The organism is Vibrio sp. 1CM23M, from assembly GCF_023161755.1.
In the GTDB taxonomy this organism is placed as follows: Bacteria; Pseudomonadota; Gammaproteobacteria; order Enterobacterales; family Vibrionaceae; genus Vibrio; species Vibrio coralliirubri.
Window position 1 is genome coordinate 82,098 of record NZ_JALNTR010000005.1, and the last position, 24,845, is coordinate 106,942.

Genomic DNA, 24,845 nt, shown 5'->3' on the forward strand with positions numbered 1-24,845 from the left:
TAATCACTTGATTAAATAGTGAGTAATTAATCTTCTACTGTTACGCCTGTTTATCTCTATAATTAATCAGATGATTAATTATAGAGATGGATTTTTGCCATGACGGCACGAAAAGCGGGGCGACCTCAAAAGAACTTAGATGTTCGACAGTTATTAATTGAGCATGCTCGTGATCTGTTTGTCGTTCAGCCATACGACAAAGTCTCGACGCGCCTGATTGCTGAGCGTGCGGGTGTGAACATTGCGATGATCCGCTATTACTTTGGCAGTAAGGCCGGGCTGTTTGAAGCGATGCTGCGTGAAACGCTACGACCGATGCAATTGCAGATGCAGAGGTTAGTTGAAGAAAGCAGTCATGAGAACTTTCTTGATTTAATGCGGACTTACTACAAAGAGATGGTCAAGGTGCCGAAGTTTCCTCGCTTGATAGCTCAAGTGATGAATATGCCTCCCTCTGAAGTGCAAAGAGAGTTGCTCGAAAAGGTTTTCCTCGATGTTGCCAAGCCAGCTCAAGATGTGATTTTTGAAAAGTTGGTTGAACAAGGCATCTTAAAACAGAACATGGATCCAAAATTGTGCCGTGTTTCGTATGTAAGCTTGATGGTGTTTCCTTTCATCGCTCCGCCGCCTTTATTGGCAATCCATGGTATTGAGATTAATGAAGAATTTCTTAATCGTTTAATCGAACACAACATTCAATTGATGACTGAAGGCTTTATTAACGCACCGAGCTCTTCTTCCGTGCAGGACCAAAGATAATGAAAATAAATAAAAAACTACTCTTCTTTCCAGCACTTGCGGTTGGTGTTATTGGCCTTGTCGTCGCGATTAACTTGAAGCCGGATCTTCCAACCAAACCTGCGGGTGATAGAGCCCGCTTAGTTGATACTGTGAGCCTAGAGCAACAACTGATAGCACCGTTAGCGGTTGGCTTTGGCAAAGTGGTGCCGAAAGTCGAATGGAAAGCGATTGCTGAGGTGACAGGCCAAATCGTGTATCGACATCCAGATCTTGAAAAAGGCCAGGTGATCCCCGCGGGAACGGTCGTGCTCAAGGTTGATCCATTGGATTATGAATTGAAACTGATACAAGCAGAGGCGGATCTAAAATCAAGCCAAACTTCATTAGCGAAATTGAATCAAGAAGAAGATAACCTGAATCAGACGCTTAAGATCGAAAAGAATCGTTTGGTGATCAGCAATAAAGAGCTACAGCGTAAACAAGATCTGCGTAAGAAAGGTCTCACTTCTCAGTCTGATGTCGACCTCCAACAACAAAGTGCATTGTCTCAGCAGAAGTTGGTATTAGATATCGCGAACCAAATCGCGTTAATGCCAGATGAAAAACGCGTCGCGGAAGCGGTGATTAAGGTCAACGTATCCAAAGTGAAGGAGGCACAACGCTCTCTCGATAAGACCACTATCACTTTGCCAAGAGCGATGCGAATTGCTCAGGTTGATATCGAACAAAATCAAGTAGTTAACCTTCAGCAGGAGATGTTTATTGCTCACGGGATTAATGTCATGGAAGTAGAGGCGCAACTTTCTATTCACGATATGCAAACTTTAGCCTCCAGTTTCAACCAGTTCCCTCGTGATGCTGCAGGAATCCCTAATCCTTATGAAGCGCCAATCAAAGCAAGCATTCAACTTAACAGCGGCAACTTGAACCTCAGTTGGTCAGCGAAGGTGGCAAGAATCAGCGAAACGGTTGATGAAAACCAAGCGACAGCGGGGATTATTCTCGAGATCGCTCAAGATTACTCACAATTGCAACCAGACAGCGCAACGCCTTTAGTTAACGGTATGTTTGTCAAAGCCGAGATTGAAGGTGTCGCGAATCTGAGTTGGGTGGTTCCAGAGCGAGCACTGCATGGTGATAAGGTTTACCTGATGGATGACAATCAGCGTTTGCAAGTGGTCAATGTTGAAGTGCTTTATCGCAGAGACAATCAAGTGGTTGTGAGTGGTGAGCTACAAACGGGAGATAAACTGGTTCTCAATGATGTCCTGCCAGCAATCGAGGGCATGTTACTGAGAGAATCGAACTCTGAAGAGGCTGAGCTTGAATCAGATACTCAGGAGAGTGCGTCATGATCAAGTTTTTCTCTCGGCACCCAACAGCAGCAAACTTGTTGATGCTTGGGTTGTTGATCTTGGGTATAAGCTCACTATCAACCATCAAACGTGAAACCTTCCCCGCTTACGATCCGCCTTACATTATGGCTGCTATTGTCTATCCCGGCGCCTCTCCACAAGAAGTGGAAGAGAGCTTATGTGTGCGAATGGAAGATGCAGTAGACGGCTTAGCCAACATTGAAGAGACTCAGTGTGAAGCCATCGAAGGCAGCGCCCGTTTAATTCTCAAGTTAAATGAAAAAGCGGACATCGGCCGAATGCTGGTGGACGTGCAAACCCAGATCAACTCGATCAATGACTTCCCAACTGAGATTGAATCGCCTGTTGTTCAAGAGCTGGATTGGAATGAGCCGGTTGTTGATATCGCTATCACAGCCGAAACGTCGTGGCCGGAACTTAAGGCCTACGCGGAAGATCTTAAGCGTACTATGAAGCTTGATTACGATGTCTCTTTGGTCGAGGTCAGTGGTTTCTCGGATCATCAATATCGAGTGGAACTGGATACCCAAGCTATTCGTCAGCTGGGCTTAAGTGTCGGTGATATCGCAGACCAAATTGGTCGACAGAATGTAAAACTGCCGAGTGGTAACGTTGAAACACCAGACAAAAACTTTCTGATTCGTTTCGACGAGAGACGAATTACGCCTGTTGAATTGGAAAGCATCGTGGTTGGATCTGCGCCTAATGGCTCGGTGATTCGTTTGAGAGACATAGCCAAAATAACCGACCGCTTTGAGCTTGATGAACAAAAGGTGTTATTTGATGGCAAGCCTTCGGCGTTGCTTAAGATCAGTAAGAACAAAGAAGACGATGCGCTGCGAATCAAAGAGAACGTAACACGATTCGTTGAAGATCAAAGCGCGATTGCTCCTGATGGCGTGACACTACAAATGACCAACGATCTCTCATCTGTACTTTGGGATCGTCTAACCATGATGGTGAGCAATGGCTGGCAAGGTATTGTGCTGGTGTTCGCAACCATGTGGCTGTTCTTCAGCTTACGTTATTCATTTTGGGTGGCGGCAGGGTTGCCAGTGGCCTTCCTTGGTGGCTTGTTCTTAATGGCCAACCTTGGTTTGTCGATTAACATTATGTCGCTGGTCGGGTTGTTAATGGCAATCGGTATTATGATGGATGACGCCATCGTGATCGCTGAATCGATAGCGTCCCATTTAGATAGGGGGCAAAACGTTGATGATGCGGTGTACAACGGCGTTAAGAAAGTGCTTCCCGGAGTACTGTCTTCTTTCCTAACCACAGTGTGTATTTTCGGTAGCTTACTGTTTCTTGATGGTGAGATGGGCGCGGTGCTTAAGGCCGTTCCTCAAGTCTTGATTTTGGTGCTGTCGTTGAGCTTGATTGAAGCCTTCTTGATTCTACCTAATCACCTATCTCATTCATTACACAAAGAAAAAAATGACAAGCCAGCGCTGCGTTTTAAGGTTGTGTTACTTGAGAAGTTCGAGAACTTTCGTAATACCACTTTGATGAACATGGTTGAGAAAGTCGTGACGTTCCGTTATGCCTTTATGGGCGGAGTGATTACGCTGTTGTTGCTTTCAGTAGCCTTGATTGCTGGTGGCGTTGTTAAGTTTCAACCTTTCCCTGAGCTAGATGGTGATATTGCCGAGGCGCGTATTATTCTTCCGCCGGGCGCATCACTGTCTCAAACCGAAAAAGTGGTCGACAAAATTGTCGCGTCGGCTGAGCGTTTGAACAAGCAATGGAGTGAAGAGGTTGAAGAAGGCAATACACTGGTCGAGCACATAACTAGCCAATTCAATGCTAACGCCGATGCCAATGAATCTGGCCCGCACTTAGCCACAGTGCGCTTAGATTTACGCGGAGCAGAGAGCCGTAATACGGTTATCGATGATTTCATTGATGCGTGGCGTGAAGATATAGGAGGCTTAGCGGATCCTATTTCATTGGTGTTCAAGCAACCGACTATGGGGCCGGGCGGTCGTGCTATTGAAATCCGCGCCAAACACGATGACCTGAGCGCATTGAAATCCGCTTCTTTGGATATTCAGGAGTACCTTAATCAGTTTGACGGAGTGCATGGTGTGCTTGATGACATGCGCATGGGTAAGGAAGAGATCTTAGTTAAACTTCGCCCTGGAGCTGAAACCTACAATGTGAATGGGCAGATGATTGCGTCCCAATTACGAGCGGCTTTCTTTGGGCAAACGGCGGATGAGATTCAAATCGGTGTTGAGAATATCTCGATTGAGGTACGTCTTGATAAGGAACAAGCGGGAGACATACAGCAGCTGGCTAACTTCCCAATTATTACCGCAGATGGCAATCAGATCCCGCTAGCAACGTTGGCGACATTAGATTTCCAACGTAACTACGTGCGAATCCAGCGCATCGATGGCTTAAGAACCATCAGTATCTTTGGTGATATTGATAATAAGAAGGCGAGCTCGTCAGCAATTTTGGCTCAGTTCCAAAAAGATGAAGCCGCCAAACTTATTCAGAAGTACCCGGGTTTACGCTTTGATTTCGAAGGGGAAGCTAAAGATGCGGCTAAGACTGGCGCTTCGATGGGTAAAGGATTCTTGCTTGGCTTATTTGGCGTGTTTGCGATTCTTAGTTATCAGTTCAGAAGCTACTTAGAACCTGTGGTCGTGATGTTGGCCATTCCACTCGCCTTTATTGGGGTAGTCGTTGGCCACTGGATACTTGGCCACTCTTTGAGTATGCCAAGCATGATGGGCTTTGTGTCGCTTGCCGGGATTGTGGTTAATGATTCCATCTTGTTGGTGCAGTACATTCGTCACCATGTCGATGAGGGAGATAGCGTGCATGACTCGGTGGTGAAAGCCAGTCGCGAGCGTTTCCGAGCGGTATTCTTGACCTCAATGACGACAGCGGCAGGTTTGCTACCGCTGTTGACGGAAACCAGTTTACAGGCTCAGGTTATCCAGCCACTGGTTATTTCGATCGTGTTTGGCATATTTGCCTCGACCTTACTGGTGCTGTTTATGATCCCAGCTGCTTACGCGATACTGGCGGATTTCGGTTTGGTGAAAAAGCACGAGCCATTAGCGCTATAGCCTTTAGCACTTAATTATTTGCGAGCTCTACTATTATTAGCGAGCTCTAGCATCATTAGCGAACGCTATAACCATTAGCACGATAGAAGTAGCGTTTGTTTGCTTATATAAAGAAGTAAAAACATAGAAGAATAAAGCGGCCTTGGGTCGCTTTATTTTTATTGGTCGCTTCAATTGCCATCCTGACTTGATCCATTGACCTGCCTATCAAGCATGGGAAATTTCATTTTAGTTCATTCAAAACGTCACTTAACTGTCATTTGTTGAGCATAACTTGAGCCTTAACTGAATAAGGATTGTTAAGGAGATCGTATGCGTACTATCGAACCTATTGTCCGCTGGGATGTGGCATTTTCTGTTTTCTGTTTAAACAACCGCTATGGCGGGCAACATGCAACGCTCAGTAAAGCGGTGTCTCATACTGGAGATGGACACCTTTATGTTTTGATTGCCTTGATTGCACTGCTGGCCGATAGCAACATCGGTCGAGACTTTCTATTGGTGGGCTTAACCGCCTTCGCAATCGAACTGCCTATTTACTGGTTTGCCAAAAATACCCTCAAGCGCCGTCGACCAGCTGAATTCTCTTCACTACTTCACTCTCATATTGTGCCATCCGATAAATACAGCCTGCCTTCAGGGCATTCCGCTGCTGCTTTTGTTATGGCGACCCTAATCGGACATTTCTATCCGAGCTTGTACCTCTTTAGCTTGGTGTGGGCAACTGCGATTGCAGGCTCTCGAATCCTGCTTGGTGTGCACTTTTTAACGGACGTACTGATTGGCGCAGCCTTGGGCATCGCTTGTACTAGCCTTGCTATCAGCTTCATTCTGTAATCATTTTGTTGGCTACCACTGCCGAGCTTAAGTGGCAAATTCAAAGGAACATGCATGAAAATTTTATATGGCGTACAAGGCACAGGAAATGGGCACATCGCTCGAGCGAGAGCAATGGCCGTCGCTTTTCGTCAGCAAAATATAGATGTCGACTTTCTGTTCTCAGGGCGAGACGAGAGCAAATACTTCTCGATGGAAGCATTTGGCAATTATCAGACTCGCAGTGGCTTAACTTTTTACAGCGAGCAGGGGCAGGTTAAATACGGCAAAACATTTGTGAAGAATAACATCTGGCGATTTCTCCGTGAGATTAACCAGATCGATCTTACGCCTTATGACTTAGTGATTAATGATTTTGAGCCTGTCACTGCATGGGCGGCTAAGAGACAAGGTGTGCCATGCATTGGGATAAGCCATCAGAATGCGTTTCGTTATGATGTACCCAAAGAAGGGGGCAACTGGATTGAACATTCAGTGATTCAACACTTCGCGCCAACCGAGCACTCAATTGGACTACATTGGTATCACTTTGAACAGCCAATATTGCCACCTATCGTTCATACGCTGGTTGGTGATCAACAAACCAAAGCAGCACAAGACTTTACGTTGGTCTATTTGCCATTTGAGGATCTTGAGTCGGTCTCAGAGCTGCTAATGAAGTTCATTTCGCACAACTTTGTCTGTTACCACCCGGATGTTATTGAGCACAGCCGAGTCGAAAATATTGAGTTCAAACCACTCAGTCATGCTGGCTTCCAATTCGACCTCAATCAGTGCTCTGGAGTGGTCGCAAATGGCGGCTTTGAATTGCCATCTGAAGCCCTCACTTTGGGGAAGAAATTGCTTCTCAAACCACTCGAAGGGCAGTTCGAACAACAGAGCAATGTGGCGACGCTAGAGGCTCTTGGATTAGCTCAAACCATGACCTTCTTGGATGCGGCTATCTTGCGTGCTTGGCTCAGTGAAAAACAGGCTGAAGTGGTCACCTATCCAGACGTGGCAAGTGCACTCGTTGAGTGGGTATTAGCGGGGAATTGGTCTAATCAAGATGACTTAAGAAAGCAACTTTGGGACAAGGTAGACTTTCCAAGTTATGCATCGCTCACCTAACTCATAAGTGTTATTTCTGAATTAGCTGGTCAACCAATTCATCGGTTCAATAAATTGTAACAATTGTAACCAAAAGATAGAACAGCTAAATAAGTCGAAATCAAACTCATAAGTTAAGCTTTTTATATTTTTTTATAACTCTATAAATTACTGATTTTTAGATGTTATTTAATCATTAAGATAAAATAAAATTATTCTTTATCAATCTTGTTGGTAGCTCGAGATGTATTGGTTAATAGTAATGTCAATCCGAAAAACATCGGTCTGATAAATATAAGAATTAGTGGTTATCTATTCTCATACCATTACCAATTTAACGCTGTCGAACCGACAAGAGGCAACTTGAATGTTAGATAAAAAAGACGCAATGAGTGCTATTGCAAGCTACAGAATGGAAAGCACACTTCGTGGAGTCGACTTAAATCTTTTGACTGTATTTGATGCAGTTATGCAAGAGCAAAACATTACACGTGCAGCTCACAATCTGGGTATGTCTCAGCCTGCTGTAAGTAACGCCGTTGCTCGTCTAAAAGTGATGTTTAACGACGAACTATTCATGCGTCAAGGTCGTGGTATTCAACCGACTCAACGTGCTCGTCAGTTGTTTGGTCCAATCCGCCAAGCGCTACAATTAGTGCGCAACGAACTACCAAGTTCTGTGTTCTCTCCAGAGTCGTCTTCTCGCCTGTTCAAACTTGCGATTTGCAGCCCTTGTGACATGCGTTTTGCTCCTAAGATTATGTCGACAATCAACGACCAAGCACCGAGCGTTAAACTGCACATGGATGCTGAATTCGATCGTCAACTTTCTGAGCGTATGCGCTACCAAGAAATCGACTTCGTTATTGATTACGCTCGTTTTGATGAGCAAGGCTTCTCAAGTACTGAAATCTTCCAAGACGAATTAGTTGTGGTTGCTTCTGCTTCTCACCCACGCATCAACGGTGAAGTTTCTGCGGCAGAGCTGCTTAACGAAAAGCACGCAAAACTGTCTCGCATCCATGGTCAACGTAGCTTCTCTGAGCAAGCTTACCGTGACCTAGATTGCACGCCTTTCTACGAAGGTACGAGCTTAAGCAACGTTCTTTATGTTGTAGGCCAATCTGAACTAGTAACAATTGCTCCTCGCTGGATGGTAGAACATGCAGCAAACAAAGAGCAGCTTCAGATTCTAGATTTCCCATTCGATAATGCGGCGATTTCTGGCTTCCTAAGCTGGCACGAATCAAGTGAAAAGGATAAAGGACACATTTGGTTACGAGATCAGTTAATGATGATCTGTGGCGAAGTAGTGGCACTTAACTAGACACTAATCCCTATGATTTATAAGCCCTAAGCTAGGAGTCTGGCTTGGGGCTTTTTTATGCGCGCTATTTTAGTGGGTAGAAAACTTAGCGTTAGACGTACTATTACTGATAACTTTGAGCTTCATCAGTTGCCTTTTCCATGATCAGAGGTACACTTGTGCGCTCAAAAAAGCTTACAGGTGTAAGCCAAAGGTAAAGAGATGGCCAATTTAGATTTTCATATCGTAAAAAGACTTCGTGACCAAATTGCCCAAGGCGGCAACCGTACAGCTTTGAAGCACAAAGTAGACAATGTATGGCAAGGCATTAGCTGGGAACAGTTTGGACAACAAATCGATACGCTTTCATTAGCACTGTTGGCTCAAGGACTGAGAGTCCAAGATAAGATCGGTATCTATTCGAACAATATGCCTCAATGGACCGTGGCAGATTTTGCATCGTTACAAGCACGCCTTGTGACTGTGCCGATTTATCCAACGAACACAGCAGCACAGTCTTCTTACATCATCCAAAATGCAGATGTGAAGATCTTATTCGTTGGTGAGCAAGTTCAATTCGATGCGGCGGTTAGCCTGTTTGAAGAGTGCGAGCAGCTAGAAGTTGTTGTGGCTATGTCTGATGACATCGACCTGCAAGGACACAGCTTTGCCGTCTCTTGGAATGACTTCATGGCGCGTGGCGTTGAAGCACAACAAGCTGAACTTGACGTGCGTCTTGCTGATGCAAGCATGGACGACTTACTGACTCTTATCTATACCTCTGGTACCACAGGTCAGCCAAAAGGCGTAATGCTTGATTACACCAACATTGGCTACCAGTTAGAAGGCCACGATGAGCGCCTTAGCTTAAGCAAAGACGATGTCTCATTGTGTTTCCTACCGTTATCACACGTATTTGAGCGTGCTTGGACGTTCTACGTTCTCTATAAAGGCGCAACCAACTGCTACCTGCAAGATACGATGCAAGTGCGTGATGCGCTAAGCGATGTGAAACCGACCGTAATGTGTGCGGTTCCACGCTTCTACGAGAAGATCTTCTCTGCGATTCACGAGAAGGTATCTAAAGCGCCATTTATTCGTAAAGTGCTATTTACTTGGGCAGTGAACATGGGAGCAAAGCTTTCAGTTTGTCACCAAGAAGGTCGTACTCCATCGTTGATGCTGAAGAAGAGCCATGCGCTAGCTGATAAGCTTGTGCTATCTAAACTGCGCGCTCTACTCGGCGGTAACATCAACTTCATGCCATGTGGTGGCGCGAAGCTTGATGAGACGATTGGTCGCTTCTTCCATGCTATTGGCATCAACGTAAAACTTGGCTACGGCATGACAGAAACTACAGCAACAGTATCTTGTTGGGATGACCGCTGTTTTAACCCTGATTCGATTGGTATGTCGATGCCGGGCGCAGAAGTAAAAATTGGGGCGAAGGACGAGATTCTTGTTCGTGGTCCAATGGTGATGCGTGGCTACTACAAGATGCCAGAAGAGACGGCTAAGACATTCGATGAGCACGGTTTCTTGAAAACCGGTGATGCGGGTCATTTTGATGAAAATGGTAACCTGTTCATTACCGATCGTATCAAAGAGCTGATGAAAACCTCTGGCGGTAAGTACATTGCGCCGCAAGTGGTTGAAGGCGCGATTGGTAAAGATCACTTTATCGAACAGATTGCTGTTATCGCTGATACGCGCAAATTCGTTTCTGCGCTGATTGTTCCTTGTTATGACTCGCTAGAAGAGTATGCCAAAGAGCTTAATATCAAGTATCACGATCGCGTTGAACTTGTTAAGCATCACCAAATCGTCGAGATGCTAGAAAAGCGTGTGAATGACCTACAGCAAGAACTGGCTAAGTTTGAGCAAGTGAAGAAATTCAAACTGCTACCAAAAGCATTTTCTATGGATGATGGTGAGCTGACACCAACTCAGAAATTGCGTCGTAAAGTTATCAACGATAAGTATCAAGACGAAATCGAAGAAATGTACAACGAAAAGCCTAAAGATAAGTAGTTTTTTGCTTAGATAATTTTTCAGTTGTTTAAAAATCCCCCTACGAATGTGATTGCATTTTTAGGGGGATTTTTTGTATCTAATGACACAGCACAATGTGCGAAAGCGCACACCAGCAAGCTCGCGGTTTATCGATAAATAGCGATCTATTGAAATATTAAGTGCTTTTTTTTGTTTGTTAACTAGTTTTTAAACCTAGTTTAGGGGGGCTGAATTGGGTTTTATTTGATGCTTTGAGCTAATAGTTGGTTTTTTGGCTCAGTTGCCGAATAACAGGTGTTAGACCAGATGATAATAAAGCGTTAAAGTTGTTTCGTATTACTGTTTGTTGTTATCACGACAGACAGCCATAGCCGAAAAAGTGGAAGTATTTCGAATTAGGCTACGAATAAGCCCTAGACTATGAAAAACCAGCCCAACATGTTCACCAAATATGATTGGAAACTGGTGAGGAGAGCAATATGACAACAAAACCTGAAACAGCAATGTTATCCGGCGCTGAGATGGTGGTGCAGTCTCTAATTGAAGAGGGTGTAGAACAAATCTTTGGTTACCCAGGTGGTTCTGTACTTGATATCTACGATGCGCTGCATGCTAAAACTGCTGAAATCAAACACGTATTAGTACGACACGAACAAGCCGCTACCCACATGGCAGATGGCTATACTCGTTCTACCGGTAAACCGGGTGTAGTACTTGTGTGTTCTGGTCCAGGTGCGACCAATACCGTTACTGGTATTGCAACAGCCTACATGGACTCAATCCCAATGATTGTTATTTCTGGTAACGTACCAAATAACCTTATTGGTAACGACGCCTTCCAAGAGTGTGACATCGTGGGTGTATCACGCCCGATCGTTAAACACAGCTTCTTAGTTAAGAAAGCGGAAGATATCCCTGAAGTCGTTAAAAAAGCCTTCTATATTTCAACGACAGGACGTCCCGGTCCTGTGGTTATTGATCTGCCAAAAGACATCTTAAACCCACAAATCAAGCTTCCTTATGAATACCCAGAAACGATCAAAATGCGTTCGTATAACCCAACGGTTACGGGTCATAAAGGTCAGATCAAAAAGGCGCTAAAAGCCCTTCTTGAAGCGAAGAAACCGGTACTTTATGTCGGTGGTGGTGCGGTTATTTCTGAGGCAGATAAGCCGCTGTTAAAATTAGCAGAGGCACTGAATTTGCCTGTGGTAAGCACCCTAATGGGGCTTGGCGCTTTCCCTGGCACTCATAAGAACTCTTTGGGTATGTTGGGCATGCATGGTTTGTATGAAGCCAATATGGCGATGCACAATGCGGATTTGATCTTTGGTATTGGCGTACGTTTCGATGATCGAACCACCAATAACCTAGATAAGTACTGCCCTGATGCGAAGATCATGCATATTGATATCGACCCATCTTCAATCTCTAAGAACGTAAAAGTGGATCTGCCGATTGTAGGTTCTGCTGAAAAAGTCCTGGAGAGCATGGTGAACTTGCTCGTTGAGCAAGGCGGCACTAATGATGCAGAAGCGATTGAAAGCTGGTGGAGTGAAATCAAGCAGTGGCAAGAGCGTGACTGCCTAGCTTACGAGAAATCGTCTGAGCGCATCAAACCACAGCAAGTAATTGAAACACTGCATAAAGTAACCAATGGCGATGCCTATGTTGCTTCTGATGTAGGTCAACACCAAATGTTTGCTGCTTTGTACTACCCGTTTAACAAGCCACGTCGTTGGATTAACTCTGGTGGTCTAGGCACAATGGGCTTTGGCCTGCCTGCTGGTATGGGCGTTAAGTTTGCTAAGCCAGATGAAGAAGTGGTTGTGGTAACCGGTGACGGCAGTATTCAAATGAATATCCAAGAGCTGTCGACAGCGCTGCAATACAATATCCCGGTTAAGATTATTAACCTTAACAACCGTTTCCTAGGCATGGTAAAACAGTGGCAAGACATTGTTTATCAAGGTCGTTACTCTAACTCATATATGGACTCTGTTCCTGATTTTGCTGCTATCGCTGAGGCTTATGGCCACGTTGGTATGCGTATTTCATCTCCGGATGAACTGGAATCAGGTTTGGAAAAAGCACTGGCGATGAAAGACCGTTTGGTATTTGTCGATATTAGTGTGGATGACACCGAGCACGTATACCCAATGCAGATCAAAGGCGAGGGTATGGATAACATGTGGCTAAGCAAAACGGAGAGAACATAATATGAGACACATTATTTCACTACTAATGGAAAACCAACCTGGTGCGCTTTCTCGTGTAGTTGGCTTGTTTTCTCAGCGTGGCTACAACATCGAGTCTTTGAACGTATCTCCAACCGATGATCCGACGCTGTCTCGTCTTAATGTAACCACTAACTCTAGCGAAATGCAGCTTGAGCAGATCCAGAAACAGCTGCATAAGCTAATCGACGTACTAAAAGTGCAAGAGGTCTCTGAGCTTGAACACATCGAGCGTGAGCTGTTGATGGTTAAAGTTCGCGCGAGCGGCTTTGCTCGCGCAGAAGTGAAGCGCACAGCAGATATCTTCCGTGGTCAGATTGTTGATGTAACGGCTTCGCAATATACGGTTCAAATGGCGGGTACGAGCGAGAAATTGGATGCATTCATTCAGGCGCTGTCTGAAGTAACAGAAGTGCTTGAAGTGGCTCGAAGTGGGGTTGTTGGTATCGCACGAGGCGAACGTGCGTTGAAAGCCTAGACGATAAGTCTTTAAAAAATAACTTTAAAGCCGCTTTTTTAAGCGGCTTTTATTTTGTTAATTTTTTAGAGTGCTATAATCCCGCGCTGCACTTCCATTCATCTGAGTTAGCAATGCGAAATAAAAAATCAATAATTACATTGCTGATTATCTCTATCATATTGTCTTCTGCAGTCTGTCTGTATTATTTACAGCGTTACAAAGAAGTAAAACAGCAGAGCTTTGACTACTCAGCTAAGCAAGCCGTTCATCAATTAGTGTATGCCAAGCGAGATTACGATCTTCTCAAGACTCAGTTAGTCTCGGTAATGGATCTACTCAGTCATAGCCAGAGCTTGGTTAACTTTGCTTCTTCTCCCTCAGACCAAACCAAACATCTACTTGAAGAGGTCTGGCAATCTGTTCTGGTGAACCAGAAGTGGTATACACAAATCCATCTGTTAGATGTCACAGGCAAAGAACTGGTACGCGTTAACTATTCCTCTGATACCGGTAGAGTGACGTTTCCTCAACAACTGCAAGATAGGTGGGATTCTAACTACTTCCAATACGCTCAAAAACTAGAAGCCGAACAGATTGGCGGTTGGGGTATTGAGCTTGAAACTGAGCATGGTGAAGTCACCTTCCCTTATTCGCCGGTAATCCGTGTCTTTACCCCTGTAGAAACCCCTGACGAAAGAGTAGGCTATCTCGTCATCAATCTCGATGTATGGGGCTTATCGTCGCGTCTGAGCTTTTCACCTGATAACGATCTTCGAGCAGAAGTTCTCAATGACGCGGGCTACTTCATCGCGAGTAACAACAGCGGTAAATTGTTCGGAGACTCTATTCCTGAAAGAAAAGGCTACAACCTGAAAAATATCGCGCCGAAGACGTGGGATGCGATCTCCAATGATCAGGTGGGACACGTTTTTGAAGATGGTAATTTGTTTGCTTTTAACACGGTTATGCTCGCGAACAGTCAAAAGGTTCATTTGCTTATTCAACTTAATCAGAAGCAATTGATGGATAGGGCTGAGCGTGATCTAGATGATTTGGCCCATGAAGAGATCATTGTTCTGATTACGGTGCTGATTTTCGCTTTCCCGTTTGCTTACCTGGTGACGCACTACCGACGCCGAAGCCTGGAGAGTAAATTGGCACGCGCCGCATTGAATGGCATGTCGGCAGTGATGATCTCTGATAAGCAGCACCGCACAATGATGATCAACAACGAATTTGAGAACATGACTGGGTACTGCAAAAAACAAGTGATCGGTCAAAATGCGTTGCAACTGTTGCTTGAGAATACCGACCAAGTGCTCTCAAGCTCGGCTATTTGGAGTCATTTAGAGCAAGAAGAAGTATGGGAAGGGGAGGTTCAGTGTAAGAACAAGCTGCGTATTCCTTTTACTGCGATCATGCGAGTGCATGCGGTCAAAAATAATTCAGGCAAAGTCAGTTACTACATCACCTCGTTGGTTGATATTTCCGTAAGGAAGGAGCTTGAGGTGCGTTTGAGGATCTTAAGTGAACGTGACTCTTTGAGTAATCTCTGGAACCGACGAAAATTCGAAGAGCAGCTGGCTTACTATTCTCGCTTGGTTGAGCGTTATCCGAACGAAGCGACCACTTGCTTAGCCTTAGTCGACATCGATAACTTCAAGCGAATTAATGATGAACTTGGCCACGATGAAGGTGACCGTGTGATTGCTGGTGTTGCTAAGCTTCTGCAAGATAGCCTTCGTGGGACGGATTTTGTTGCACGTGTCGGAGGAGAAGAGTTTGCACTCTTGATGCCACACACCTCACTGCCAGAAGCAAAGCGCGTATTGGATCGCTTGCGAATTGAGATTGAGCTAGCCGCCGGAACTAAGGTAACGGTGAGTGTTGGCTTTACGGATTTAACCAGTAACAGTACTCGCTCATACAAGTGTGCTGATGTTGCGCTTTACGAATCTAAATCGTCTGGTCGTAATACGGTCTCTATGTGTCCTAGCTATGATGATGTCGCTTAGGTTCGCTTCTATCTAGTCCTGTCGTCTATTTGCTTCACCTCTTCAAGTCGCGCCCCGACTCTTTTTTCCTTTCCCCCTTTTTATTAGGAATCTCACTTTTGAGCGACCTATGTCACAAAATCTATACAGTTAGACTAAAGTCTAATGCTGGTGAAAATTTGAGCTAAAATGAACAATAAGTAAACTACTTTGCTTCAGATTACATCGTGTTAAACGATGTAATAAATAGAGTGTTTACCAGATGTAAAAGGATGACACCGTTAACTTAATTCAGCTGGTTAGCTAGCCTTATCAATAACTTGGAAGGCAGCAGTAGAATTAGGTTAGCTGGAGCAAGAGTTTGGGGATCATACAGTCTGGTTAAAAGAGGCGTGGTATGTTTGTCGATTTTTTAGTGAGGTTAACCATAGGCACATTAGCCATTCTTGGCTTTCAGCTTAGTGCATTGTATTTTTTACCTATGGTTGTGCTGCTCAATACTCATCACAAAGAGTTTTTTGGGTGGTAGTTCAGTCGTGGTACTGGAAACAAAAAAACGGAGCCGTTGGGCTCCGTTTTTATTTGGTTAGAATCTATCTTGGCATCATGCCGCTTCGATAACTTCTTCAATTCGTTTCATTGAGCCTAGTAAGTGTTGATCAAGCAATTCAGTCGCTTGTTCTACATTCTTAGAGAGTACTAGTTTCATGATCATTTCGTGCTCATCAATATTGAACAGATCATCAGATGCGCTTTCTGCAGACATAGCGAGGAAGCGGTAACGTTTCACTTGGTTAATTAGGTCATCAAAGAACTTAAACATGTTCTCTGAATCTGCCCCTTCAAGTAGTGCGACATGGAATTGCTGGTGGCGCTCTTCCCATTCTACACAATCAAACTCTTCAGATACGTACTGCACTCGTGACAGTTTATGGTAAGACGTTAGTACATCCAGTTCCCAACTCTCATCACCCGCTGAAATCGCTTTTTTAAGCAGAACCGATGATACAACACGAAGGCTTTCGTATAGGTCATTCAGTTCTTTCTTTGATACAGGAGATACCCAGCAGCCTTTTTGTGGCTCTAGCTTTACGTATTTGCTCCAAGATAACTGTACCAAGGCTTCACGAATAGGGGATGCGCCAACGTTGTAGCGTGCTTTTAGATCTGCAACAACGAGCTTTTGGCCTGGGGTTAACTCACCATTAAGAATATCTTGGCGAATCATCTTTGATACTTTGTCAGTGAGCGTAGGACTAGACATTACAAACCTCATCTATATATGATTTCTAGTCTGCTAATCCGTCTCTTAGAAAGAGCCAATTGGAAGTTAACAGTACGTAGTTCTATTGTGATTGATAATACAGCGTACTGAAAAGTTAGGCAAGATTTTGTTTCATAAAAAAAGAGGGCCGAAGCCCTCTTTTATATTTTATGCGAATCGGTTCATTCTTATAGAACGTGAACAGATGCCGTGTTTGTAGTACCAGAAGCTACTAGAGCACCAGAAACCATAACTACGATGTCGCCTTTGTTACCTAGGCCAGATTGTAGAGCGATTTCTTTACCGTTGATGTAGAACGCGTCTGTGTTCTCGATAGAGTCAACAAGAACTGGCTTAACACCTTTAGTAAGAACTAGCTGTGCAGCTGTCTTTTCGTTAGTTGTTAGAGCTAGGATGTTTGCAGTTGGGAAGTACTTACGTACTGAACGTGCAGACTTACCGCCTTCAGTTGCAACAACGATTAGAGGAGCAGCTAGCTTCTCAGCTGTGTCTACAGCGCCTTTACATACTGCTTCAGTGATGCGTAGACGTGGGCTGTCTAGACGAGAACCTAGCTCAGCTTTAAGAGCTGAATCAGTACGGTTCGCGATTTGAGCCATGATAGTAACAGCTTCAACTGGGTACTTACCTTTAGCAGTTTCACCAGAAAGCATTACTGCATCAGTACCATCCATGATTGCGTTCGCAACGTCACCCGCTTCAGCGCGAGTTGGACGTGGGTTGCTGATCATAGAGTCAAGCATTTGAGTTGCAGTGATAACCATCTTACGTGCACGGTTACACTTCTCGATCATCATCTTCTGAGCGAAGATTACTTCTTCAGCTGGGATTTCAACACCTAGGTCACCACGAGCAACCATGATGCCGTCAGAAGCTTCAAGGATTGAATCGAAGTTATCTACACCTTCTTGGTTTTCAATCTTAGAAATGATGTGGATGTTCTCGCCGCCGTTAGCGTTTAGAAGCTCACGGATTTCTTTAACGTCTTCTTCTTTACGGATGAAAGAAGCAGCAACGAAATCAACGCCTTGCTCACAACCAAACTTAAGGTCAGCTTTGTCTTTCTCAGAAAGAGCTGGTAGTTGAACAGAAACGCCAGGAAGGTTAACACCTTTGTTTTCGCCTAGAGCACCGTTGTTAAGAACTTTACACTTAACTTCAGTTTCTGTTGTTGCGATAACTTCCATTTCGATTAGGCCGTCATCAACAAGGATAGTGTTACCTGCTGTTAGGTCTTTAGCGAAACCTAGGTAAGTTACTGCTACTACGTCTTTGTTACCAACAACTGTTGCGTCAGTTGTGAAAGTGAACTCTTGACCAGCTACTAGATCTACGTCGTTACCATCTTCAAGTTTGATAGTACGGATTTCTGGACCTTTAGTATCTAGAAGGATAGCAAGTTGCTCACCTTTGTTTTCCATTACTTTACGGAAGTTCGCGATACGAGTGCCGTGCTCTGCGAAATCACCGTGAGAGAAGTTAAGACGCATAACGTTCATGCCAGCATCTACTAGTTCAGTTAGCTTCTCTACAGATTCAGTTTTAGGGCCAATCGTACATACGATTTTGGTCTTTTTCATGGAAGGTACTCTCCGGTAAGTATTGTTACAATTTGAAATTTATTTAAGTTCTGAAGATTGGTCCGCTACATCAACATTTTGTGCCTGTTGTGTAAAAGCGCGGGACTTCCAATATGTCCTTCAGAGTTGTAAGTCTTTCATCAATTTTAGTCATTTTATGACTAAAAGATTTTGATTCAATATCGGTTTTCTGTGACTTACCCCACTATATAGGGGGTAAGTTGCAAAAAAATAACAGTCAGTTTTGTAATTTTTTTTCTTTTCGGGTGCGGATTCTACCACCTAATGAGTTCAATATCACTGCTTAACAATTGTCTTAGGACAAGGTTTTATCGCTATTTATTAATTTTTTGGATCAAAATAAATGGACTAAATGGTTTCGTTGTAACTATAATATGTTTCACATCGAAACTTAATGGCCTTTTTTAAATGTCGAAACGAAACACCCAGCTTAGAAGACATGCAATTTCTAACCTAGTGAATGAAAAAGGGGAGGTTAGTGTTGATGAATTATCCGCTAAGTTCGAAACCTCAGAGGTCACTATTAGAAAGGACTTGGCGTCTTTAGAGAAAAACGGTCAGCTTTTACGCCGTTATGGTGGTGCGATTTCGTTACCGAAAGAGGTTGTCAACGAAGAATTGGGTCAACAAGTTTCGACTCGAAAGGTTTCATTGGCAAAAGCCGCTGCAGATTTAATTCGCGACCATAACCGTATCGTGATCGATAGTGGCAGTACTACCGGTGCCCTAATTCAGCAGCTTAATGCTAAGCGTGGCTTGGTTGTGATGACCAACTCATTGCACGTCGCTAATGCGCTTAATGAGCTTGAAAGCGAGCCGACGTTATTAATGACTGGCGGCACTTGGGATACCCATTCGGACTCTTTCCAAGGCAAAGTCGCAGAGTCGGTGCTTCGCGCTTACGATTTTGACCAACTATTTATTGGGGCCGATGGTATCGATCTTGATAGAGGCACAACCACGTTTAACGAACTGGTTGGCCTGAGCAAAGTAATGGCTGAAGTGTCACGAGAAGTGATCGTGATGGTTGAGTCGGAAAAAGTGGGACGAAAGATCCCGAACTTAGAGCTGGCGTGGGAACACATTGACATCTTGATTACTGATACAGACTTAGGCGAAGAATCTCAAGCAAGTATCGAATCACATGATGTTCGAGTGATCCTGACCGATCCAGCGTAAAAACAAATTTAAGTATTATGCATTTACCTTCCTATAATTGATCTTAATGAAGATCTGGCCTTTGCTTGCTGCCAATAGGAATAAAACAAAATTGATGGAGTGAAACTATGTGTGGAATTGTTGGTGCAGTAGCACAGCGTGATGTAGCTGAAATTTTAGTAGAAGGCCTTCGTCGTCTAGAATACCGTGGCTACGATTCAGCTGGTGTCGCTGTAGTCGATACTGAATCTAACCTAACTCGTGTACGCCGCCTAGGTAAAGTACAAGAGCTAGCTGACGCAGTAGAAGAGCAACAAGTGATTGGTGGTACAGGTATCGCTCATACTCGTTGGGCGACACACGGTGAGCCATCTGAAGCGAACGCACACCCACACATGTCTGGTGATATTGCCGTTGTACACAATGGTATTATCGAAAACCACGAAGCACTGCGCGCTATGCTGCAAGAGCGTGGTTACGTATTTACTTCACAAACGGATACAGAAGTTATTGCTCACTTAGTTGAGTGGGAACTTCGCACTTCAGCTTCTTTGGTTGAAGCACTACAAAAAACAGCAAAACAATTAGACGGCGCGTACGGCACGGTAGCGGTTGATCGCAAAGATCCTAGCCGCATTGTAGTCGCTCGTTCTGGTAGCCCTATTGTTATCGGTTTTGGTGTCGGTGAGAACTTCTTGGCATCAGACCAACTTGCACTGCTAAGCGTAACTCGTCGCTTCATGTACCTAGAAGAAGGTGATGTTGCTGAGGTAACTCGTCGTGATGTTACGGTATTTGATGTAGCGGGTGAGCGTGTTGAGCGTGAAATCGTTGAGTCAAACGCTGAACACGACGCAGGCGACAAAGGTCAATACCGCCACTTCATGCAGAAAGAGATCTTCGAGCAGCCAACAGCGCTGATCAACACAATGGAAGGTCGCATCTCTGACACTTCTGTAATCACTAATGCAATCGGTGTTAAAGCGGAAGAGATCTTAAGCAAGGTTGAACACGTGCAGATCATCGCATGTGGTACGTCTTACAACTCAGGCATGGCAGCGCGTTACTGGTTTGAATCTCTAGCTGGCGTAAGCTGTGACGTAGAGATTGCTTCTGAATTCCGTTACCGTGATTTCGTTGTTCGTCCGAACAGCCTATTGGTGACTCTGTCTCAGTCTGGTGAAACGGCTGATACGCTTGCTGCACTTCGTCTTGCAAAAGAGAAGGGTTACATGTCAGCAATGACTATCTGTAACGTTGCGGGTTCTTCACTGGTTCGTGAATCTGATTTTGCATTCATGACTCGCGCAGGAACAGAGATCGGTGTTGCTTCTACTAAAGCTTTCACAACTCAACTAGCAGCGATGCTGATGATGGTAACGTCAATTGGTCGTCTACAAGGTCGCATCAATGAAGAGAAAGAAGCTGAAATCGTTCAAGCACTTCACCAACTGCCTGCTGATATCGAGAAAGCATTAGCGTTTGATAAAGAGATCGAAGCGCTAGCTCCTGATTTTGCTGATAAGCATCACACACTGTTCTTGGGTCGTGGTGAGTTCTACCCAATCGCGATGGAAGCGTCTCTTAAACTGAAAGAGATCTCTTACATCCACGCAGAAGCATACGCAGCTGGTGAGCTTAAGCACGGTCCTTTGGCTCTTATCGATGCCGATATGCCTGTAGTCGTTATTGCACCAAGCAACGACTTGCTAGAGAAGCTGAAATCGAACGTTGAAGAAGTACGTGCTCGTGGCGGTCTACTTTACGTATTCGCAGATGAAGATGCAGGCTTTGAAAGCGATGAGAACATGAAGATCATCAAGATGCCTCACGTAAGTGAAGTAACAGCGCCTATCTACTACACAGTACCGATGCAGTTGTTGTCTTACCACGTAGCGCTAATCAAAGGTACCGACGTTGACCAACCTCGTAACCTTGCGAAAGCGGTTACTGTTGAGTAATCGTTAGCTTATCTAAGAAAATTAGATAATAAGAAGCCCATCCTGTGATGGGCTTTTTGTGTCTGCTAGTTAACGATTCGTGTTAGAGCTAGCGGTAGCGTCATTAAGCATTAAGCGCTCAGTGCTTGCGCTAGGTCAGCCAAGATATCGTCAATGTGCTCAATGCCTACTGAGAGGCGGATCATCTCTGGTGATACACCCGCTTGTTTCTGCTCAGCTTCGCTTAGTTGACGGTGTGTCGTCGAAGCTGGGTGACAAGCGAGAGATTTCGCATCGCCAATGTTAACCAGACGCTTGAAGATTTGCAGTGCATCATAAAAACGAACACCGGCTTCATAACCGTCTTTTAAGCCAAAAGATAGAATAGCCGATGGCTTACCTTGCATGTACTTTTCAGCGAGTGGGTAGAATTCCGAATCAGGCAGGCCAGCGTAACTTACCCAGCTGACTTTCTCGTGTTGTTTTAGGTATTCTGCTACTTTCAAGGCGTTCTCTGTGTGTCGCTCCATACGCAGCGACAACGTCTCCAAACCTTGCATCAACATGAAAGCATTCATTGGTGACAGTGCTGCACCTGTATTACGCAGGGGAACCGTTCTAGCACGACCAATAAACGCAGCCTCACCAAAGGCCTCGGTATAAACCACACCATGGTAAGAGGGTTCTGGCTGATTAAATACAGGGAAGCGGTCTTTGTGTTGTGCCCATGGGAATTTGCCTGAGTCGACAATCACGCCACCTAACGTTGTACCGTGACCACCCACGTATTTAGTTAGTGAGTGCACCACTATGTCAGCACCAAAATCGATAGGTTTACACAGCACAGGTGTCGCCACCGTATTATCAACAACCACAGGTACACCTTGTGCGTGAGCAAGTTCTGCAACACGTTCTAAGTCGATAATATTACCTGCTGGGTTACCAATACTTTCACAGTAAACCGCCTTGGTTTTTTCATCGATCAGTGCCGCTAAGCTTTCTGGTTTATCGTCTTTAGCAAAACGAACTTCTATCCCTTGGTTTGGCAGCATATGAGCAAATAGGGTGTAAGTACCACCGTAAAGCTGAGGCGTTGAAACAATGTTGTCACCGATTTGCGCCAACGTCTGAATCGCATAGTTAATTGCAGCACTGCCTGCACTTACCACTAAGCCTGCAATACCCCCTTCTAAGGCTGCCATGCGCTTTTCTAGCACATCATTGGTTGGGTTCATTATGCGAGTGTAGATATTGCCTGGCACCGCAAGGTTGAAGAGGTCGGCGCCGTGTTGTGCGTCATCGAATTCGTACGCGACGGTTTGATAAATAGGAGTGGCAACGGATTTGGTTGTTGGATCAGTGTCGTAACCGAAGTGAATCGAGAGTGTTTCGTCTTTCATGAGTCTTCCCTGAACTATTGAGCGATTTGTGTACTCTCATATTGCCGATTTTTTTATAAAAGAAAAGCATGTTTAGTCACAGAGAGGCAATTGGAATTGTGTGCGGGACAATTCGTTTTGGTTAAGAAGTGTAGGGAGTGATTAGTACTGAACCAGAAAAGTAAAAAGCCAGAGCAGCGTGAACTGTTCTGGCTTTTCTAATTTGGTGGCCCCTCCCAGATTTGAACTGGGGACCGAACGATTATGAGTCGTGCGCTCTAACCACTGAGCTAAGGGGCCGTAGGGCATAGATTATAGGGGAAGCATTCAGTGGTGTCTAGACACTATAAGGGGCAATTCCGCTTACATCTTAGCCACTTAAATCACACAGATAAAAAAAAGGTGAGCCAACGCTCACCTTTTCTTATTTATGCTTAAAAGCTAACCGCACTAAAGCGTGTGATTACTCGTCTAGGAAGCTACGCAGAGTTTCTGAGCGGCTTGGGTGACGAAGTTTACGCAGTGCTTTTGCTTCGATCTGACGGATACGTTCACGAGTTACGTCGAACTGCTTGCCCACTTCTTCAAGAGTGTGGTCAGTGTTCATGTCGATACCGAAACGCATACGCAGTACTTTAGCTTCACGAGGCGTTAGGCCAGCAAGAACGTCTTTAGTTGCGCCGCGTAGGCTTGTTGCCGTTGCAGAGTCTAAAGGTAGTTCTAGTGTTGTATCCTCGATGAAATCACCTAGGTGCGAATCTTCGTCGTCACCGATTGGTGTCTCCATTGAGATTGGCTCTTTAGCGATTTTCAGTACTTTGCGGATCTTGTCTTCAGGCATTTGCATGCGTTCAGCTAGCTCTTCCGGAAGTGGTTCACGACCCATCTCTTGTAGCATTTGACGAGAGATACGGTTTAGTTTGTTGATCGTTTCGATCATGTGAACCGGAATACGGATAGTACGAGCTTGGTCGGCAATCGAACGAGTGATTGCTTGACGGATCCACCACGTAGCGTAAGTAGAGAACTTGTAACCACGACGGTATTCAAACTTATCTACGGCTTTCATCAGACCGATGTTACCTTCTTGGATTAGATCCAGGAATTGTAGACCACGGTTTGTGTACTTCTTAGCAATCGAGATTACTAGACGTAAGTTCGCTTCAACCATCTCTTTCTTCGCACGACGAGCTTTCGCTTCACCGATAGACATACGACGGCTGATATCTTTGATGCTTTGAACAGTAAGAGACGTTTCACGTTCGATCATATCCAGTTTTTGGATAGAGCGACGGATGTCGTGCTCGTTACGTTTGATCTTTTCTGCGTATGGCTTGTCTGAAGCAAGAACTTCATCCAACCATGCTTCGCTAGATTCATTGCCAGTAAATAGAGCAATGAAAGATTTCTTCGGCATTTTGCCGTACTCAACCGTTTGACGCATGATTAGACGTTCTTGAGTACGTACGCGATCCATAGAGTTACGCAGTTCGTTTACTAGGTAATCAAACTGTTTTGGTGTTAGACGGAACTCTTTGAATACGTCTTGCATCATTGTTGTTGCAAGCATTGCTTTCGGGCTTTCATGGCCGTACTCGTTGATCGCTAGCTGACGGTTCTGGTAGCTAGTGCGAAGCGCTGTGAACTTCTCAAGAGCAAGCTCAGGATCGATACCTGTATCTTCTTCTTCCTCTTCCTCGTCGTCTTCAGCTTCTTCTTTGTCTTCGTCTTCCAGATCAGTTTCAGCAAGTTCTGAACCGATGTGAGTCGCCGTTGGCGCAGCTGTGCCATCGTCGTCAGGGTCAACAAAGCCATTGATTAGGTCTGTTAAGCGAATCTCTTCTGCTTGTACGCGGTCAAACTGTTCCAAGATGTATGGAATAGTGCCTGGGTACTCAGCAACCGATAGTTGAACTGTATTGATACCATCTTCAATACGTTTCGCAATGTCGATTTCGCCTTCACGAGTCAGTAGTTCAACCGTACCCATTTCACGCATGTACATGCGAACTGGGTCAGTAGTACGGCCAATCTCGCTTTCTACGCTTGAAAGCGCAGCAGCTGCAGCTTCGGCTGCATCTTCATCTATATTGGCATCGTCATCATTAAGTGCTAGATCATCAGCATCAGGTGCAGTTTCAACTACCTTGATACCCATGTCGTTGATCATTTGAATGATGTCTTCTACCTGTTCAGAATCCACGATTTCTGCAGGTAGGTGGTCGTTTACTTCGGCGTAGGTCAGATAGCCTTGTTCCTTGCCTTTAATAACAAGTAATTTAAGCTGTGACTGCGGATTTTGATCCATAGATGATATCCAACTTCAGGTCTGGTGAAGGACGTTGC

Annotated in this window: 16 protein-coding genes and 1 tRNA gene; 12 read left to right on the forward strand and 5 right to left on the reverse strand. The window is 44.8% G+C overall.

The window, feature by feature from the left end:
* Positions 1-99: 99 nt before the first annotated feature.
* The 10 genes from MSG35_RS16315 (at position 100) to MSG35_RS16360 (ending at position 15,157) form a co-directional block, all read left to right on the forward strand.
* The gene (locus MSG35_RS16315; RefSeq protein ID WP_210500790.1) at positions 100-759 is read left to right on the forward strand and encodes a TetR/AcrR family transcriptional regulator; all 660 of its coding nucleotides are present in this window, start codon (positions 100-102) and stop codon (positions 757-759) included.
* The gene (locus MSG35_RS16320; protein ID WP_210444193.1) at positions 759-2,096 is read left to right on the forward strand and encodes an HlyD family secretion protein; all 1,338 of its coding nucleotides are present in this window, start codon (positions 759-761) and stop codon (positions 2,094-2,096) included. The genes MSG35_RS16315 and MSG35_RS16320 overlap by 1 nt, the downstream gene beginning before the upstream one ends.
* Positions 2,093-5,200: an efflux RND transporter permease subunit gene (locus MSG35_RS16325; protein ID WP_210444194.1), complete on the forward strand. Its 3,108-nt coding sequence runs from the start codon at positions 2,093-2,095 to the stop codon at positions 5,198-5,200. Before MSG35_RS16320 ends, MSG35_RS16325 begins: the two co-directional genes overlap by 4 nt.
* A 312-nt stretch (positions 5,201-5,512) precedes the next feature.
* Entirely contained in the window at positions 5,513-6,037 is a 525-nt protein-coding gene (locus tag MSG35_RS16330; protein WP_210444195.1) for a phosphatase PAP2 family protein, read from the forward strand.
* Positions 6,038-6,091: 54 nt separating this feature from the next.
* Entirely contained in the window at positions 6,092-7,147 is a 1,056-nt protein-coding gene (locus MSG35_RS16335; RefSeq protein WP_248384557.1) for an MJ1255/VC2487 family glycosyltransferase, read from the forward strand.
* Between the two features lie 346 nt (positions 7,148-7,493).
* A complete protein-coding gene (gene leuO / locus MSG35_RS16340; RefSeq protein ID WP_019826889.1) occupies positions 7,494-8,453 on the forward strand; it encodes a transcriptional regulator LeuO in 960 nt (319 codons plus the stop codon).
* A gap of 201 nt (positions 8,454-8,654) precedes the next feature.
* Entirely contained in the window at positions 8,655-10,463 is a 1,809-nt protein-coding gene (locus MSG35_RS16345) for a long-chain fatty acid--CoA ligase (protein WP_017062927.1), read from the forward strand.
* A 461-nt stretch (positions 10,464-10,924) separates the two neighbouring features.
* Positions 10,925-12,664, forward strand: coding sequence for an acetolactate synthase 3 large subunit (locus MSG35_RS16350; protein ID WP_048618189.1), 1,740 nt, complete (start codon positions 10,925-10,927; stop codon positions 12,662-12,664).
* Position 12,665: 1 nt separating this feature from the next.
* Positions 12,666-13,160: an acetolactate synthase small subunit gene (ilvN, locus tag MSG35_RS16355; RefSeq protein WP_008219984.1), complete on the forward strand. Its 495-nt coding sequence runs from the start codon at positions 12,666-12,668 to the stop codon at positions 13,158-13,160.
* A 113-nt stretch (positions 13,161-13,273) separates the two neighbouring features.
* A complete protein-coding gene (locus MSG35_RS16360; RefSeq protein ID WP_248384558.1) occupies positions 13,274-15,157 on the forward strand; it encodes a diguanylate cyclase in 1,884 nt (627 codons plus the stop codon).
* A 583-nt stretch (positions 15,158-15,740) separates the two neighbouring features.
* Here the strand turns inward: MSG35_RS16360 and MSG35_RS16365 are convergent.
* Both MSG35_RS16365 and pykF read right to left on the reverse strand, forming a co-directional pair.
* Positions 15,741-16,412, reverse strand: coding sequence for a GntR family transcriptional regulator (locus MSG35_RS16365; RefSeq protein ID WP_019826885.1), 672 nt, complete (start codon positions 16,410-16,412; stop codon positions 15,741-15,743).
* A gap of 176 nt (positions 16,413-16,588) precedes the next feature.
* Positions 16,589-18,001 (reverse strand): pyruvate kinase PykF, encoded by a 1,413-nt coding sequence (gene pykF / locus MSG35_RS16370; protein ID WP_017061403.1) that lies wholly within the window; start codon positions 17,999-18,001, stop codon positions 16,589-16,591.
* Positions 18,002-18,430: 429 nt separating this feature from the next.
* On the opposite strand from pykF, the gene MSG35_RS16375 reads away from it, so the two are divergent.
* Together MSG35_RS16375 and glmS are read left to right on the forward strand one after the other, a co-directional pair.
* Complete coding sequence (locus tag MSG35_RS16375; protein ID WP_248384559.1) at positions 18,431-19,201, forward strand: DeoR family transcriptional regulator; 771 nt, start codon at positions 18,431-18,433, stop codon at positions 19,199-19,201.
* A gap of 107 nt (positions 19,202-19,308) precedes the next feature.
* Positions 19,309-21,141, forward strand: a complete 1,833-nt coding sequence (gene glmS / locus MSG35_RS16380; RefSeq protein WP_017061405.1) for a glutamine--fructose-6-phosphate transaminase (isomerizing) — start codon at positions 19,309-19,311, stop codon at positions 21,139-21,141.
* 110 nt (positions 21,142-21,251) lie between these two features.
* On the opposite strand, the gene MSG35_RS16385 is transcribed toward glmS, so the two are convergent.
* The 3 genes from MSG35_RS16385 to rpoD all read right to left on the reverse strand — a co-directional run bounded on the left by MSG35_RS16385 (position 21,252) and on the right by rpoD (position 24,807).
* The gene (locus tag MSG35_RS16385; protein ID WP_248384560.1) at positions 21,252-22,520 is read right to left on the reverse strand and encodes an O-acetylhomoserine aminocarboxypropyltransferase/cysteine synthase; all 1,269 of its coding nucleotides are present in this window, start codon (positions 22,518-22,520) and stop codon (positions 21,252-21,254) included.
* A gap of 203 nt (positions 22,521-22,723) precedes the next feature.
* Positions 22,724-22,799, reverse strand: a tRNA-Ile gene (locus tag MSG35_RS16390).
* 163 nt (positions 22,800-22,962) lie between these two features.
* Entirely contained in the window at positions 22,963-24,807 is a 1,845-nt protein-coding gene (gene rpoD / locus MSG35_RS16395) for an RNA polymerase sigma factor RpoD (protein ID WP_048609664.1), read from the reverse strand.
* Between the last annotated feature and the right edge of the window lie 38 nt (positions 24,808-24,845).